The following is a 15,352-nucleotide window of genomic DNA, read 5'->3' as shown; positions in this document are numbered from 1 at the left end:
AGGGCGAAGCTGTATCAAATAACAATTGGCCTAAGTCACTTATCGGTCATTCGCCGACAGAGTTTCGTCTTATATTCTTCTGTAAAACTTGAAAAATATTTTTCATAAAATCCTTCACCTAATGAAATCACTACTCAAAACTCAAAGGACTGTTTTTCCATTATGGCAAAAGTCATTTGTAGCAAGATTGGTCATGTTGATTCTGATTGCTTCTTCTTGTGTGTCAAATGAAAAAATCATATATGTCCAAAACCTCAAAGACAATCCTCCCATCAATGAGGATGAAATGATCTTACACGACATGCCTGAGTACAGGCTCCAGTTCAATGACATCATCGATGTCAATATTCAGACGGTAGAAGATATGATCCAAAATGGCTTCAACATGAGAGGAAACCAAATGGTGGGGCAAATGCAAATGGGTGGAGGCGGTATGGGTGGCGGAGATATTTTTTATATGACCGGCTATACCATAGACAAGGACGGAAACGTCAGGCTTCCCATCGTAGGCTATGTCAATGTCGTGGACAAGACCATAGATGAGGCGAGGATAGAAATCGAAACCAGGATCAAAGATTATGTCACCTCAGAGTTATTTGTAAATGTCAAGTTGGGAGGGATTCGCTTTTCTACCATGGGAGAGTTCAGAGCTCCCGGCAAATTTGTAGTGCTTCAAGATCGCTTGACCATTTTTGAGGCACTTTCTATGGCCGGAGATTTGAATATTGCTGCAAAAAGAGATGAGATACTATTGTTTCGGCAGTATTCAGAAGGAACCAAACTTCACCGCATCAACCTCAGGGACCGGCAACTGATCAGTTCTCCCTTTTATTTTGTTAGGCCCAATGACCAGTTGTATGCCGAACCGATGAAGGTAAGGGAAATCGGTACAGGTGAAAACGCCGTTCAGACTTTCACCTTGATCACCACCACGCTTGCGACAGTGCTTTTATTCATCAACTTACTTGTCGATTAATCAGATGAATCCAAACTATCCCCAACCTCACGGCAATCAGCAAATACCCACGCCCGGCTATCAGGTAAACGACACTGATTTCAAGGCAATCTTGTTCAGGTACCTCCGCTATTGGCCTTTTATATTCCTTTTTATGTTTGGAGGTGCAGTGGCTGCATTCCTCTTCAACCGCTATACTACTCCCATCTACCGTGTACAATCCAGTATTTTGGTGTCCGAAAGCAAGCCTGACTATGGTTTGGATTTTATCGGATCCTCAGGACTTGTCAATGGTAAAAACAACATCGAAGGTGAAATAGGTATTTTGAAATCTCTGGGACTTGCAATGGAAACAGTCGACTCCTTAGATTTGAATGTCCAATATTTCATGGAAGGTCTTGTCAAAACCTCACAGGTATATGAAGGAACCCCCGTCAGGGTCCAAGTGGATTGGAAAAAACCCCAAATGATCGGAAGCATGTTCAGATTAGAAATTCTGGACGAGAATTCCTTTGATTTGAGTCTGGGAGAGCCTGGATTTGAGGATTTTGATTTTTATGAATTCATTTCCAAAACAAGCAATGAAAGCTCAGTCCTTTCCAAAAACGTTTTTTCTTTTGGAAAGCAGATTTCTACTGAAAATTTCTCCTTCCTGATCGAAAAAACCCAGGGCCTTCCCGGTGATGTCATCTACTTTAAAGTTATTGACACCCCCTCCTTGGCGAGATCTTTTCAACAAATTCTCGCTGTATCCTTAGAGAAAAATCAGTCTCCGATTTTGAATTTGAGTATTGTCACTCCCATCAAGAAAATGGGGGAAGACTACCTCAATAAATTGATGGAAATGTACCTGAAACGGGAATTGGAACAAAAAAGCCGTGCTTCCGAAAGCACTGTACTTTTTATCAACCAACAATTGAGCGCCATCGCTGACTCCCTCAGGTTGTCCGAAACCATGCTTCAGGACTTCAGGATAGAAAACAAGATGTTTAACCTGACCGGCGAAGGATCAGTGATATTCGGAAAACTCCAAGAGCTCGAAAAAGAGAAAGGAAGGATGGAAATCCATGTGAAATATTTCCAAAACCTCCAAAGTTACCTCAACAACCACACCTCGGGCGATATGATCATTCCCATGGGTATGGACGTCTCAGATCCTTTTTTCAATTCCCTGGTAGCATCCCTGATGGAGCTACAGGTAGAAAGATCCCGTTTGAATGACAATTTATCCCCCAATACACCCGCTGTCAGAGACAATGCATCTAAGATCCAAAATGTCAAAAAATCCCTGCAGGAAAGTGTCAAGCAAGCCATCAAAAATACAAAAACCGAACTGACCGAACTCCAGGGAAACATCGAAATGGTAGAATGGGAGCTGACTTCTCTTCCTCAAAATGAGAGAAATCTCCTGGCTATCACCCGACAGTTTAAAATCAATGAAGATATTTATGTCTACTTGCTTCAGAAAAAAGCAGAGGCGGAAATTACCAAAGCCGCTATTACCCCAAACAACAGCATCTTGGACAAAGCTGAATCCCAATATGCTCCCATTGCACCAAGATCATCCAATAATATCCTGATGGGCATCATATTTGGTTTTCTTTTTCCGGTAGGTTTGATCGCACTCAAAGACTTTTTCAATGTCAAAATTGAAGATCCAAAAGAAATAGAAAATGAACTCAAGCTGCCATTGGTGGGGATGATTGGAAGAAATACCTCTGAAAATAAATTTCCGGTATTTACCAATCCCAAATCAAGTGTGACGGAAGCTTTCCGTAGTCTAAGAGCGGATATCTCCTACCTCAATGAGGGAAGGGAAAAAGCAGTTTTGCTCTTTACCTCCAGGATATCAGGTGAAGGCAAAACCTTTGCCTCCATCAATATGGCCGGAGTATTTGCCTTGATGGAAAAGAAGGTACTTCTCTTGGGGCTTGACCTTAGAAAACCAAAGATAGCTGAGGATTTTGGCCTCAAAAACGACCGAGGCGTCAGTACCTTTCTAAGTGAAAATGTTACCTGGCAAAGTTTGGTCAAAAAAACCTCCAATCCCTATTTGGACGTCATGCTCTCAGGACCTATTCCTCCCAATCCATCAGAACTCCTACTCTTGGAGAAGTTTGGGCTGATGATGAAGGAAGCTTCTGCAGCTTATGATGTAGTGATCATGGACTGTCCTCCTTTGGGCTTGGTTTCTGAGACCAAGGAATTGCTCAAATATGCCGATATCAGCTTCTTCATCCTTAGACTAAACTATTCAGAAAAATCCAACATAGAGTTTTTGAATAACCTCGTGGAAAAAGGAGGAGTTAAAAAAATGTACGCCGTACTCAATGACGTGCAGACCTCCGGGGGCTATGGCTACGGCTATGGCTACGGTTATGGCTACGGTTATGGCTACGGAAGCAAATCCTATGGATATTACGAGGAAGGAAACGACTCCGGTTGGTGGAAAAAATTCAAAAACAAGTTCAAAAAACCTTAAGAGTTGGTTTTTTCTAAGTTTAGAATCAAATCGGCCTTTTATTTAAGCAACCTGTAAATTGAGTATCGTCAATATCATTCTTTCAGGAGGTATAGGCTCCAGGCTTTGGCCTCTTTCCCGAAAGGCAAGACCCAAGCAGTACCTTCCGATTTTTGGAAATCAGACCCTTTTTCAAAAAACGGTGTTGAGGAATAAGGATTTTTGTGATGCCACATTGGTTGTCGGCAATCAAGACAATGTTGAACTCTCCCGACAGGATCTCCACGCGGGAGGAATTGTCAACTTCGGTGAGATTATAGAAGCTTGTCCCCGCAATACCGCTGCGGCCATCGCATTTGCGGCATTTCAGGTAAGCAGGGAGGATATCATGTTTATAACCCCTTCAGACCAACTGATTGACTCAGGCCATGCCTACGCTTCTTCAGTTCACAGGGCCATACAGCTAGCCAAAGAAGGATATATTGTGACCTTCGGCCTCAGGCCTACCAAGCCTGAAACAGGCTATGGGTATATTGAATCAAACGGGGAGGAAGTCATCGCCTTCTGTGAAAAACCCGACTTGCATACCGCCCAGATTTTCCTCGAAAAAGGAAACTACCTTTGGAATTCGGGAATGTTTTGTTTTCAGGCCGGGGTATACCTTGACGAGCTCATGGAATTTGAACCGGAACTTTTCCACAGTGCTAAGAGGGCGATAGAGTGTGCGGATGATGGAAAACTCAATTTAGAACTGTCTCTCCAGATCCCCTCAGTATCGGTGGATTATGCCGTGATGGAAAAAACCAAGAAGATAAAAGTTGTTCCTTCCGCATTTCAATGGTCAGATATGGGCTCTTTTGAATCTATTTATGAATATTTTGAAAGCCAGGGATATCCTAAAGATTCATTTGGAAATATGGTGATAGGTACTGATATCCATACCGAATTTACAGGCTTGTATAATACGTTACTGATCCAGACTAAAGATGCCATCCTGGTTCTTCGCAAAGAAAAAGCACAGGAAGTCAAGAAGTTGTACGAGCGCCTTGAAAAAGAAAGACCTGAGTTGGTTTAAAAAATGTTCAAAGTTCATTGATCAACTGGATATAAGCCTCACCCCGAACGCCGCAGGCACGTACGCCGCAGGCTAGAACTCCGAACAATCTTGTACTCTGTTCTAAAAACTGTTCAAAGTACCATGTTCCAAGTTCCTGTTCACTCCTAAAGTACAGGGAACCCCGAACGCCGCAGGCAGGTACGCCGCAGGCTAGAACTCCGAACAATTTTGTACTAGGTTCAAAAAATGTTCAAGGTTCATAGTTCAACAGGATATAAGCCTCACTCCGAACCCCGAACGCCGCAGGCTAGAACTCCGAACAAATCTGTACTAGGTTCAAAAAATGTTCAAGGTTCGATGTTCAACAGGATATAAGCCTCACCCCCGAACCCCGAACGCCGCAGGCTAGAACTCCGAACAAATCTTGTACTCCGTTCTAAAAACTGTTCAAAGTTCGATGTTCAACAGTATATAAGCCTCACCCTGAACCCCGAACGCCGCAGGCTAGAACCCCGAACAAATCTGTACCCTGTTCTAAAAACTGTTCAAAGTACCATGTTCCAAGTTCCTGTTCACTCCTAAAGTACAGGGAACCCCGAACGCCGCAGGCAGGTACGCCGCAGGCTAGAACTCCGAACAATCTTGTACTCTGTTCTAAAAAATGTTCAAAGTACCATGTTCCAAGTTCCTGTTCACTCCTAAAGTACAGGGAACCCCGAACGCCGCAGGCTAGAACTCCGAACAATCTTGTACTCCGTTCTAAAAACTGTTCAAGGTTCATAGTTCCAGGTTCCACCTCGCCACAACGATTCACCGAACCCCGAACGCCGCAGGCACGTACGCCGCAGGCTAGAACTCCGTACAAATCCGTACCCTGTTCTAAAAACTGTTCAAGGCTCATAGTTCCAGGTTCCACCTCGCCTCAACGATTCACCGAACCCCGAACGCCGCAGGCAGGTACGCCGCAGGCTAGAACTCCGTACAAATCCGTACTAGGTTCAAAAAATGTTCAAGGTTCGATGTTCAACTGGATATAAGCCTCACCCCGAACCCCGAACGCCGCAGGCTAGAACCCTGAACCCTTCGACTACGCTCAGGGCAGGCACCGAACCCCGAAGCCGAACCCCGAACCCAAACCCCTCCCCCTTGAATATCAAAACCAATTCCCGAATATACATAGCAGGCCATCGTGGCATGGTAGGATCGGCTATTTGGAGAGCCTTGGAGGCCAAAGGATACTCCAATCTGATAGGAAGAACCTCTGCTGAACTCGACCTTAGAAATCAGGAAGAAGTAATGAATTTTTTTCATACCGAATTTCCGGATGTTGTCATCGACGCAGCTGCAAGGGTAGGAGGAATATTGGCAAATAATAACTATCCCTATCAGTTTCTGATGGATAACATGCAGATTCAAAACAACCTGATAGATGCTTCCCTCAAAATAGATGTACAGAAATTCATCTTCCTTGGATCCTCCTGCATCTATCCCAAACTTGCCCCACAGCCATTAAAAGAAGAATACCTGTTGACAGGACCACTAGAACCTACAAATGAGTGGTACGCAATAGCCAAAATCACCGGAGTAAAAGCCTGCGAAGCCATAAAACACCAATTTGGAAAGGATTTTATCTCACTGATGCCGACCAACCTATATGGTCCACACGACAACTTTGATTTGAACACTTCCCACGTTCTTCCCGCACTGATCAGGAAGTTTCATGATGCCAAAGTCAAATCTAATAATAAAGAAAACATTGAGCCTGTCGAACTACCTTGTAGTGAGCCTGTCGAACTATGGGGCTCAGGTACCCCAAAGAGAGAGTTCCTTTATGTGGAAGACTTGGCAGAGGCAGTTGTATTTGCCTTGGAAAACAGGTTACCGGGCAGCCTTTACAATGTAGGCACAGGGGAGGATTTGACCATTCAGGAACTATCTGTACTTATCCAAAAAATTGTCGGCCATACAGGAGAGATCCATTGGGATTCCACCAAACCTGATGGCACCCCTCGCAAACTCCTCGATGTCTCCAAAATGACAGATGCCGGATGGAAAGCCAAAACTTCCCTCGAAGACGGAATCAGAAAAACCTATCAGTGGTTTTTAGCTCAGGAAGGGGCAATTAAAGAAGTGAAAATTACTCAACCCTGAACCCCGAACGCCGAACCCCGCAGGCTAGAACCCCGAACAATTTTGTACTAGGTTCAAAAAATGTTCAAGGTTCATTGTTCCAGGTTCCACCTCGCCTCAACGATTCTCCGAACCCCGAACGCCGCAGGCAGGTACGCCGCAGGCTAGAACTCCGAACAATTTTGTACTCTGTTCTAAAAACTGTTCAAAGTACCATGTTCCAAGTTCCTGTTCACTCCTAAAGTACAGGGAACCCCGAACGCCGTAGGCCAGAACCCTGAACAAATCTGTACTAGGTTCAAAAATGTTCAAAGTTCCTTGTTCCAAGTTCCTGTTCACTCCTAAAGTACAGGGAACCCCGAACGCCGTTGGTAAGAACCCTGAACAAATCTGTACTAGGTTCAAAAATGTTCAAAGTTCCTTGTTCCAAGTTCCTGTTCACTCCTAAAGTACAGGGAACCCCGAACGCCGTTGGTAAGAACCCTGAACAAATCTGTACTAGGTTCAAAAATGTTCAAAGTTCCTTGTTCCAAGTTCCTGTTCACTCCTAAAGTACAGGGAACCCCGAACGCCGAAGGCACGTACGCCGCAGGCCAGAACCCCGAACAATTTTGTACTAGGTTCAAAAAATGTTCAAGGTTCATTGTTCCAGGTTCCACCTCGCCTCAACGATTCTCCGAACCCCGAACGCCGCAGGCAGGTACGCCGCAGGCTAGAACCCTGAACAAAATCGCCTGAACCCCGAACCCCGTTCCAAGTTCAAAAAAAGTAAGATTCCCCGAAGCTGAACCCCGAACCCCGTTCCAAGTTCAAAAAAAGTAAGAATCCCCGAAGCCTTATCCCTAACGCCGTAGGCACGAAACCCGAACCCTTCGACTACGCTCATGGTGGGCCCCGAATAAATACCCCATAACAAACAAACCACAATTTTTAATTTTTTCTCCTTCTCAAAATACGCTAAAGACTCTAAACATTAAGCAAAATAACAATGAACCCAAATCATTTCATCCAACAGTTTTTATTGCTTAAACCCCAAACGCTTAGCCCTAAGTATGATTACAACCAAACAAAATTCCCGCCCAAAAATTGCCCTCATCACCGGAATTACCGGTCAGGATGGTGCCTATCTAGCTGAACTTCTATTAGATAAAGGCTATATCGTCCATGGTATCAAGCGAAGAACCTCACTGATCAACTCTGATAGGATAGACCATATATACCAAGATCCCCACGTAGACAATCCTCGCTTTATCCTCCATTATGGAGACATGACGGATTCCATGAATCTGACCAAGATCATTTCGGAAACCAAACCGGATGAAATTTATAATCTTGCGGCTATGTCCCATGTGAAGGTCTCCTTCGATATTCCTGAATATACTGCCAATGCGGATGGAATAGGTACACTCCGAATATTGGAGGCTGTACGGATTGTAGGTTTGGAAAAGAAAACCAGAATCTACCAGGCATCTACCTCCGAGCTGTATGGTCTCGTGCAGGCAACACCTCAGTCGGAATCCACTCCATTCTATCCCCGATCTCCCTATGCCGTAGCCAAAATGTATGCATATTGGATTACGGTCAATTACAGAGAGGCTTACAACATGTATGCTTGTAATGGGATTCTCTTCAACCATGAATCACCATCCCGTGGTGAAACCTTTGTCACCCGAAAAATCACCCGAGCAATCTCCAAAATAGCTTTGGGTCTTCAAAAGGATTTTTACATGGGCAACCTCGATGCAAGGCGGGATTGGGGTCATGCCAAGGACTATGTCAAAGCCATGTGGATGATCCTTCAGCAAGAACGTCCCGAAGATTACGTCATTGCGACAGGCATCACCACCAAAGTTCGGGATTTTATCAACATGGCCTTTTCACATGTTGGATTCACGATCCATTGGGAAGGATCAGGTGTGGACGAAATCGGGATTTTGGCTGATATCGATGAGGAACTCTATGCAAAATCAACCGGAATCAACTTTGAGGCAATCTGTTCGACCTTCAATGTCAAATGTGGTACCTTTCGTTCTTCAAGAACAGAACCCCATCCACCCAAAATCGGTGATACCCTCATCAAAATCGACCCACGGTATTTTCGCCCGACAGAGGTTGACCTCCTAATCGGGGACCCTTCCAAATCCAATTCAAAGCTTGGATGGTATCCTGAATATTCCCTGCCGCAGCTGGTCGAAGACATGATGCAGTCAGACCTTAAGCTGTTCCAAAAAGAGCGGGACCTCCTTGCCAATGGCCACGATGTTATAAATCAGGCAGATTGATTCCGCTTCGGCTGTTCACGCAACCGCGAAGCTGAACCCCGAAGCCGAACCCCGAACGCCGCAGGCTAGAACTCCGAACAAATCCGTACCCTGTTCCAAAAAAATGGTCAAGGTTCATAGTTCCAGGTTCCACCTCGCCTCAACGATTCACCGAACCCCGAACGCCGCAGGCACGTACGCCGCAGGCTAGAACTCCGAACAATCTTGTACTCCGTTCGAAAAATGTTCAAAGTTCATTGTTCCAAGTTCCAACTGCACTCGAACCTCACCCCGTACTCCGAACCCTGAACCCCGAACAAAAGCAATTGCCAATCTAAAGGCGTTCAAAGTTCAAAAAAAGTAAGAAACCCCGAAGCCGAACCCCGAACGCCGCAGGCTAGAACTCCGTACAAATCCGTACCCTGTTCCAAAAACTGTTCCAAGTTCATTGTTCCAGGTTCCACCTCGCCTCAACGATTCTTCGTACCCCGAACGCCGCAGGCTAGAACTCCGAACAAATTTGTACCATGTTCGAAAAATGTTCCAAGTTCCTGTTCACTCCTAAAGTACAGGGAACCCCGAACGCCGAAGGCACGTACGCCGCAGGCTAGAACTCCGTACAAATCCGTACCCTGTTCCAAAAACTGTTCAAAGTTCCTTGTTCCAAGTTCCTCTTCACTCCTAAAGTACAGGAAACTCCGAACGCCGCAGGCACGTGCCTACACCTCTTTTATCCGATTTTAAACGTTTAAAATTCACTGTGTAATTACTAACTCCTTAAATTGGGCTTGCAGTTTTAATCTTGTAAGCAAAATGGGGATAAGCAAATTTGAAGACCTGGACATTTGGAAAGAATCCAAAAGCCTTTGTTTGATAATAAGAGAATTAACCAGGAAAAAAGAATTTGCAAAGGACTTTAGATTTGCATCTCAGATCAATAGTTCATCAGGTTCCGTAATGGATAACATTGCAGAAGGGTTTGACAGGGAAGGAAACAGAGAATTTATTCAATTCTTGTCAATAGCAAAAGGATCCAACGCCGAAACCAGGTCACAGGCTTACAGGGCACTTGATGCTGGATTTATAACTCAAGATGAATTAGAGGATGTCCTGATAAGAACTGATAGTATCAGAAAAAAAATCAAATCCCTGATGATCTTCATCAAAAACTCCGAAAAAAAGGGTAATAAATTCACTTAAGAACGGTTCAAACTGCACCCGAACCTCACCCCGAACCCCGAACAATCTTGTGCTCTGTTCTAAAAACTGTTCAGGGTTCATAGTTCAACAGGATATAAGCCTCACTCCGAACCCCGAACGCCGCAGGCACGTACGCCGCAGGCTAGAACTCCGAACAACTCCGTACTAGGTTCAAAACTGTTCAAGGTTCCATGTTCCAAGTTCCTGATCACTCCTAAAGTACAGGTATCCCCGAACGCCGCAGGCTAGAACTCCGTACAAATCCGTACTCTGTTCTAAAAAATGTTCAAAGTACCATGTTCCAAGTTCCTGTTCACTCCTAAAGTACAGGAAACCCCGAACGCCGCAGGCCTGAACCCCGAACCCTGAACCCCGAACAAAAGCACCGCTACCTGAAAGGCGTTCAAAGTTCAAAAAAAGTAAGAAACCCCAAAGCCGAACCCCGAACGCCGCAGGCCAGAACCCCGAACCATTTCGTACTCTGTTCTAAAAAATGTTCAAGGTTCATAGTTCAACAGGATATAAGCCTCACTCCGAACCCCGAACGCCGCAGGCTAGAACCCCGAACCCTTCGACTACGCTCAGGGCAGGCCCCGAACAAATTTGTACCAAGTTTGAAAAGCGTTCCAAGTTCAAAAAAAACTCAAAATCCCCAAATCAGTACCCCTACCCCAAACCTATGAAACGAATTTTAGTAACAGGAGGATCCGGATTTTTGGGTTCCCACCTATGTGAAAGACTCCTAAAGGAAGGAAATGAAGTCCTTTGTGTAGACAATTTATTTACCGGTAGAAAGTCCAACATCCATCATTTGCTTGACAACAATAACTTCGAATTCCTACGACATGACATCACCTGGCCCTTGTATGTAGAAGTCGATGAGGTATATAACCTTGCCTGTCCCGCCAGTCCGGTACATTACCAGTTCGATCCGGTACAGACTACCAAGACCTCGGTGCTTGGAGCCATCAACATGCTCGGCCTTGCAAAACGCTTAAAAATCCGTATCCTACAGGCAAGTACCTCGGAAGTCTATGGAGACCCCGAGGTCCACCCACAGCCCGAATCCTACAAAGGAAGCGTCAGCACTACCGGCATCAGAGCTTGCTATGATGAGGGAAAGCGCTGCGCCGAGACGCTCTTTTTTGATTTCCACCGTCAGCACGGGATAGAAATCAAGGTCATGCGAATTTTCAATACCTATGGCCCACGCATGCATCCACAGGATGGGAGGGTAGTTTCTAACTTTATCGTGCAGGCACTGAAGGGAGAGGATATCACCATCTATGGTAACGGCCAACAGACACGCAGCTTCTGCTATGTCGATGACAATATCGAGGGAATGTATCGCTTGATGAACTCCCGTCCTGACTTTACCGGTCCGGTCAACATCGGCAATCCGGTAGAATTTACCATGCTGGAGTTGGCTGAACTGATCATAGAAATCACCGGCAGCTCCAGCAAATTGATATTCCTGCCATTACCGCAAGACGATCCGATGCAGCGCAAACCCGTCATTGACCTGGCAAAAAAAGAACTGGATTGGGAACCTAAAGTAGATTTAAGGACAGGATTGATAAGTACGATTGCTTATTTTGACAATTTACTTCAATCAGATCATAAGGTTTGAGATTAAATAAAATGAATAAGTAATCACTGATCAGGCAAAATTTTTGAGATGAAATCCATAAAAAAATAGCTGTTGCATAGGCGCGGGATATGTAGAAAGCCCTACGATGTCTGTGATAGTACAGAAAAATTGTCAAAACACTTCACAAAAAAGCCAACAACCCTTAAATCTGCACAGTAAAAAATCTTTTATTTGCACAATTTACGTTTTCAGCAGCTTTTTAAATCGAATTATTATGGTCATAACCATAAATATTGAATTAAAATTCATATTATTATGGTTGTAATCCTATAAAAATGATTTTACGTTCAAGCTACATCGAAGCATTAAAACCTTTTATTGGTAAAGTTCAAATAAAGATTATTACAGGCATCAGACGCTCTGGTAAATCTACAGTATTACAATTGATACAAGAAGAACTTTTGCGAAGAGGTGTACCGATAGAACAGATTGTTTCTATTAATTTCGAAAGCTTCATGTATGCCGATATTCTAGAAGCTCCTAAGCTGCATCAATTTATCAGTAATCAAATTAAAACAAAACAGAAGTATTATTTGCTCTTAGACGAAATCCAAGAAGTAAAAAACTGGGAAAAAGCAGTTAACTCATTTTTAGTTGATTTTGAAGTAGATATTTATCTTACCGGCTCTAATTCTCATTTGTTGTCTTCGGAATTGGCAACTTATTTAGCAGGTAGGTATGTTGAAATACCGGTCTACACCTTGTCATACCGAGAATTTCTGGATTTTAGAAAATATTATTTTTCTGATTCAGAAAATAACGGAAATCTTTTTTTGACCTATTTGCGAAAAGGTGGTTTTCCGGTTATTCACACCGGTGATTATCCGGATGAATCGGCCTATAAAGTGATTTATGATATTTACTCTTCTGTTATTTTAAGAGATACCATACAACGCTACAAGATTAGAGATGTAGAATTGTTGGAGCGGGTTATTAGATATGCTTTAGACAATATTGGTAATACCTTTTCAGGTAAAAACGTAGCCGACTACTTCAAGAGTCAACAGCGTAAAATCGACCTCAATACTGTTTATAATTACCTCAATGCATTGGTAGGGGCTTTTATTTTGTATCGAGTACCTCGCTATGATTTGAAAGGAAAGGAAATACTTAAGACGCAAGAAAAGTTTTATGTTAGCGATATCTCTTTGATTTATGCAACGATGGGAAATCGAGACAGAATGATTGGAGGGATTTTGGAAAACATCGTTTTTTTAGAATTGAAAAGAAGAGGATACAACGTTTTTGTTGGAAAAATTGGTGGCAATGAAGTAGATTTTGTAGCTGAAATAAAGGGTAGTAAAATTTATGTCCAAGTAGCATATAAATTGGAAAATGAGCAAACAGTAAAAAGAGAATTTGGAAATTTATTGTCGATTGACGACCAATTTCCCAAATATGTCATCACTATGGATGAATTTTGGAAAGACTCTATAGAAGGAGTACGGCATCTATACATTACAGAATTCCTAATGAAAGAAAATTTATAGCAAACAAACTAATTGAGTGGGAAAATGTTCCAAGTTCCACCTCGCCTCAACGATTCTCCGTACCCCGAACCCTTCGACTACGCTCAGGGCAGGCCCGCAGGCCCGTACGCCGCAGGCTAGAACTCCGAACCCTTCGACTACGCTCAGGGCAGGCCCCGTACAAATCCGTACTAGGTTCAAAAAATGTTCAAGGTTCCTCTTCACTCCTAAAGTATAGGTAACCCCGAACGCCGCAGGCCAGAACTCCGAACAAATCCGTACCCTGTTCCAAAAACTGTTCAAGGTTCCATGTTCAAAGTTCCTGTTCACTCCTAAAGTACAGGAAACCCCGAACGCCGCAGGCTAGAACTCCGAACCCTTCGACTACGCTCAGGGCAGGCCCCGAACAATCTTGTACTCTGTTCCAAAAAATGTTCCAAGTTCCTGTTCACTCCTAAAGTACAGGAAACCCCGAACGCCGCAGGCCAGAACTCCGTACAAATCCGTACCCTGTTCCAAAAACTGTTCAAAGTTCATAGTTCAACAGGATATAAGCCTCACCCTGAACCCCGAACGCCGCAGGCCCGAACCCTGAACCATTTCGTACTCTGTTCCAAAAACTGTTCAAAGTACTATGTTCCAAGTTCCTGTTCACTCCTAATGTACAGGGAACCCCGAACGCCGCAGGCTAGTACCCTGAACAAACTTGTACCATGTTCTAAAAACTGTTCAAAGTTCCTATCGACTCCTAAAGTACAGGGAACCCCGAACGCCGCAGGCTAGAACCCCGAACCCTTCGACTACGCTCAGGGCAGGCCCCGAACAAATCTGTACTAGGTTCGAAAACTGTTCAAAGTTCAAAAAAAAGTAAGAAACCCCGAAGCCGAACCCCGAACCCCTCGACTACGCTCAGGGCAGGCCCCGAACAATCTTGTACTATGTTCTGAAAAATGTTCCAAGTTCCTGTTCACTCCTAAAGTACAGGAAACCCCGAACGCCGCAGGCTAGAACTCCGAACAACCTTGTACTAGGTTCAAAAAATGTTCAAAGTTCCTTGTTCAACAGGATATAAGCCTCACCCTGAACCCCGAACGCCGCAGGCCCGAACCCTGAACCATTTCGTACTCTGTTCCAAAAACTGTTCAAAGTACTATGTTCCAAGTTCCTGTTCACTCCTAAAGTACAGGGAACCCCGAACCCTGAACAAAACACAGCTACCATCAAAAGGCTCAACAACACCAAACAAAAACTATTATTTCTTTTAGAGTAAAACATGAATACTACAGACACTATAATAGAGGACGACCAATGGGATCAAATTATTGAGCCTCGGGGGAAGTTGCTCGATCTTAACTTAAAAGAAGTTTGGCGCTATCGTGATTTACTTTGGTTGTTTGTTAAGCGAGATTTCACCGCACAGTACAAGCAAACAATCCTAGGTCCGCTCTGGCATTTTATTCAACCGATTTTTACCACCGTCATGTTTCTATTGGTATTTGGTAAAATAGCGAATATCCCGACGGACGGCATTGAAGCTATCCCTTTCTATATGAGTGGCATTGCTATCTGGAATTACTTCAGCAGTTGCCTTACCGCCACCAGCAATACTTTTGTAGCCAATGCAGGTATATTCGGCAAGGTATATTTCCCCCGCCTCGTGATACCGCTCAGTACAGTGATGAGCAATATCGTCAAATTCGGAATCCAGTTTTTATTGCTTCTCGCAGTGATGGCGTGGTATGGTTATCAAACAGGGCATTTTCATTTTGCTTCCACTTGGCTCCTCCTTCCTTTGCTGGTGCTGATGATGGCGGGACTTGGTTTGGGTCTGGGCATCATTATCAGTTCCCTCACCACCAAGTACCGCGATTTTAATGTTCTGATTAGTTTTGCGGTGCAGTTACTGATGTATGCCTCACCCGTTGTTTACCCCTTGTCCTTCTTAAAAGGGAAAAGCTACGCTGCATGGATAGCCTGGAATCCTTTGACCCCAATAGTAGAGGCTTTCCGGTTTGCTTTGTTTGGAAGAGGTACGGTGGATACTGCAGGCTTATTGTTTAGCGGAGGTTTTATAGTAATCGTATTATTTTTGGGAATGTTGATTTTCAGCAAGGTGGAAAGAACATTTATGGACACTGTTTAATTGAAAATTTTAAAGTTTAAAATTC

Annotated in this window: 14 protein-coding genes; 9 read left to right on the top strand and 5 right to left on the bottom strand. The window is 43.9% G+C overall.

The window, feature by feature from the left end:
• Nucleotides 1-121 precede the first annotated feature (121 nt).
• Genes MMU07_RS17385 through MMU07_RS17375 form a run of 3 tightly spaced genes read left to right on the top strand, consistent with a single transcriptional unit; the run spans nucleotide 122 to nucleotide 4,491 of the window.
• The gene (locus MMU07_RS17385; protein WP_241127756.1) at nucleotides 122-976 is read left to right on the top strand and encodes a polysaccharide biosynthesis/export family protein; all 855 of its coding nucleotides are present in this window, start codon (nucleotides 122-124) and stop codon (nucleotides 974-976) included.
• A 4-nt stretch (nucleotides 977-980) separates the two neighbouring features.
• Nucleotides 981-3,437 carry a GumC family protein gene (locus MMU07_RS17380; protein WP_241127754.1) on the top strand — a complete coding sequence of 819 codons (2,457 nt, stop codon included), beginning with the start codon at nucleotides 981-983 and terminating at the stop codon, nucleotides 3,435-3,437.
• 58 nt (nucleotides 3,438-3,495) lie between these two features.
• The gene (locus tag MMU07_RS17375) at nucleotides 3,496-4,491 is read left to right on the top strand and encodes a mannose-1-phosphate guanylyltransferase (protein ID WP_241127751.1); all 996 of its coding nucleotides are present in this window, start codon (nucleotides 3,496-3,498) and stop codon (nucleotides 4,489-4,491) included.
• A 7-nt stretch (nucleotides 4,492-4,498) separates the two neighbouring features.
• Here MMU07_RS17375 and MMU07_RS17370 read toward each other — a convergent pair whose 3' ends face one another.
• Complete coding sequence (locus MMU07_RS17370; RefSeq protein ID WP_241127749.1) at nucleotides 4,499-4,699, bottom strand: hypothetical protein; 201 nt, start codon at nucleotides 4,697-4,699, stop codon at nucleotides 4,499-4,501.
• Between the two features lie 252 nt (nucleotides 4,700-4,951).
• Nucleotides 4,952-5,374 (bottom strand): hypothetical protein, encoded by a 423-nt coding sequence (locus MMU07_RS17365; protein WP_241127747.1) that lies wholly within the window; start codon nucleotides 5,372-5,374, stop codon nucleotides 4,952-4,954.
• Nucleotides 5,375-5,625: 251 nt separating this feature from the next.
• On the opposite strand from MMU07_RS17365, the gene MMU07_RS17360 reads away from it, so the two are divergent.
• On the top strand, nucleotides 5,626-6,624 hold the full coding sequence (locus MMU07_RS17360) for a GDP-L-fucose synthase family protein (RefSeq protein WP_336246204.1): 999 nt from the start codon (nucleotides 5,626-5,628) through the stop codon (nucleotides 6,622-6,624).
• A gap of 96 nt (nucleotides 6,625-6,720) precedes the next feature.
• Here MMU07_RS17360 and MMU07_RS17355 read toward each other — a convergent pair whose 3' ends face one another.
• The gene (locus tag MMU07_RS17355; RefSeq protein ID WP_241127745.1) at nucleotides 6,721-6,942 is read right to left on the bottom strand and encodes a hypothetical protein; all 222 of its coding nucleotides are present in this window, start codon (nucleotides 6,940-6,942) and stop codon (nucleotides 6,721-6,723) included.
• Nucleotides 6,943-7,655: 713 nt separating this feature from the next.
• Here MMU07_RS17355 and gmd point away from each other — a divergent pair.
• Both gmd and MMU07_RS17345 read left to right on the top strand, forming a co-directional pair.
• A complete protein-coding gene (gene gmd / locus MMU07_RS17350) occupies nucleotides 7,656-8,885 on the top strand; it encodes a GDP-mannose 4,6-dehydratase (protein ID WP_241127743.1) in 1,230 nt (409 codons plus the stop codon).
• Between the two features lie 792 nt (nucleotides 8,886-9,677).
• Complete coding sequence (locus MMU07_RS17345; RefSeq protein ID WP_241127742.1) at nucleotides 9,678-10,064, top strand: four helix bundle protein; 387 nt, start codon at nucleotides 9,678-9,680, stop codon at nucleotides 10,062-10,064.
• A 171-nt stretch (nucleotides 10,065-10,235) separates the two neighbouring features.
• Here MMU07_RS17345 and MMU07_RS17340 read toward each other — a convergent pair whose 3' ends face one another.
• Nucleotides 10,236-10,478 carry a hypothetical protein gene (locus MMU07_RS17340; RefSeq protein WP_241127740.1) on the bottom strand — a complete coding sequence of 81 codons (243 nt, stop codon included), beginning with the start codon at nucleotides 10,476-10,478 and terminating at the stop codon, nucleotides 10,236-10,238.
• Between the two features lie 265 nt (nucleotides 10,479-10,743).
• Here MMU07_RS17340 and MMU07_RS17335 point away from each other — a divergent pair, with 265 nt between their 5' ends.
• Both MMU07_RS17335 and MMU07_RS17330 read left to right on the top strand, forming a co-directional pair.
• Nucleotides 10,744-11,694 carry a UDP-glucuronic acid decarboxylase family protein gene (locus MMU07_RS17335; protein WP_241127738.1) on the top strand — a complete coding sequence of 317 codons (951 nt, stop codon included), beginning with the start codon at nucleotides 10,744-10,746 and terminating at the stop codon, nucleotides 11,692-11,694.
• 296 nt (nucleotides 11,695-11,990) lie between these two features.
• Complete coding sequence (locus tag MMU07_RS17330) at nucleotides 11,991-13,205, top strand: ATP-binding protein (protein ID WP_241127736.1); 1,215 nt, start codon at nucleotides 11,991-11,993, stop codon at nucleotides 13,203-13,205.
• Between the two features lie 369 nt (nucleotides 13,206-13,574).
• Here MMU07_RS17330 and MMU07_RS17325 read toward each other — a convergent pair whose 3' ends face one another.
• The gene (locus MMU07_RS17325) at nucleotides 13,575-13,721 is read right to left on the bottom strand and encodes a hypothetical protein (RefSeq protein ID WP_241127735.1); all 147 of its coding nucleotides are present in this window, start codon (nucleotides 13,719-13,721) and stop codon (nucleotides 13,575-13,577) included.
• 736 nt (nucleotides 13,722-14,457) lie between these two features.
• Here MMU07_RS17325 and MMU07_RS17320 point away from each other — a divergent pair.
• Nucleotides 14,458-15,327 carry an ABC transporter permease gene (locus tag MMU07_RS17320; protein WP_241127733.1) on the top strand — a complete coding sequence of 290 codons (870 nt, stop codon included), beginning with the start codon at nucleotides 14,458-14,460 and terminating at the stop codon, nucleotides 15,325-15,327.
• Nucleotides 15,328-15,352: the final 25 nt, after the last annotated feature.

This window comes from Cognataquiflexum nitidum, from assembly GCF_022538055.1.
Taxonomy (GTDB): domain Bacteria; phylum Bacteroidota; class Bacteroidia; order Cytophagales; family Cyclobacteriaceae; genus Cognataquiflexum; species Cognataquiflexum nitidum.
The sequence above is the reverse complement of the archived record's forward strand: the minus strand, read 5'-3'. Positions and strand labels throughout refer to the sequence as shown.

Excerpts from the sequence above, each read along its gene's own strand:
- MMU07_RS17385 (WP_241127756.1), top strand. The coding sequence starts at position 122 with ATGAAATCACTACTCAAAACTCAAAGGACTGTTTTTCCATTATGGCAA.
- MMU07_RS17380 (WP_241127754.1), top strand. The coding sequence starts at position 981 with ATGAATCCAAACTATCCCCAACCTCACGGCAATCAGCAAATACCCACG.
- MMU07_RS17365 (WP_241127747.1), bottom strand. The coding sequence starts at position 5,374 with ATGAGCCTTGAACAGTTTTTAGAACAGGGTACGGATTTGTACGGAGTT.
- gmd (WP_241127743.1), top strand. The coding sequence starts at position 7,656 with ATGATTACAACCAAACAAAATTCCCGCCCAAAAATTGCCCTCATCACC.
- MMU07_RS17345 (WP_241127742.1), top strand. The coding sequence starts at position 9,678 with ATGGGGATAAGCAAATTTGAAGACCTGGACATTTGGAAAGAATCCAAA.
- MMU07_RS17335 (WP_241127738.1), top strand. The coding sequence starts at position 10,744 with ATGAAACGAATTTTAGTAACAGGAGGATCCGGATTTTTGGGTTCCCAC.
- MMU07_RS17330 (WP_241127736.1), top strand. The coding sequence starts at position 11,991 with ATGATTTTACGTTCAAGCTACATCGAAGCATTAAAACCTTTTATTGGT.
- MMU07_RS17325 (WP_241127735.1), bottom strand. The coding sequence starts at position 13,721 with ATGAACTTTGAACAGTTTTTGGAACAGGGTACGGATTTGTACGGAGTT.
- MMU07_RS17320 (WP_241127733.1), top strand. The coding sequence starts at position 14,458 with ATGAATACTACAGACACTATAATAGAGGACGACCAATGGGATCAAATT.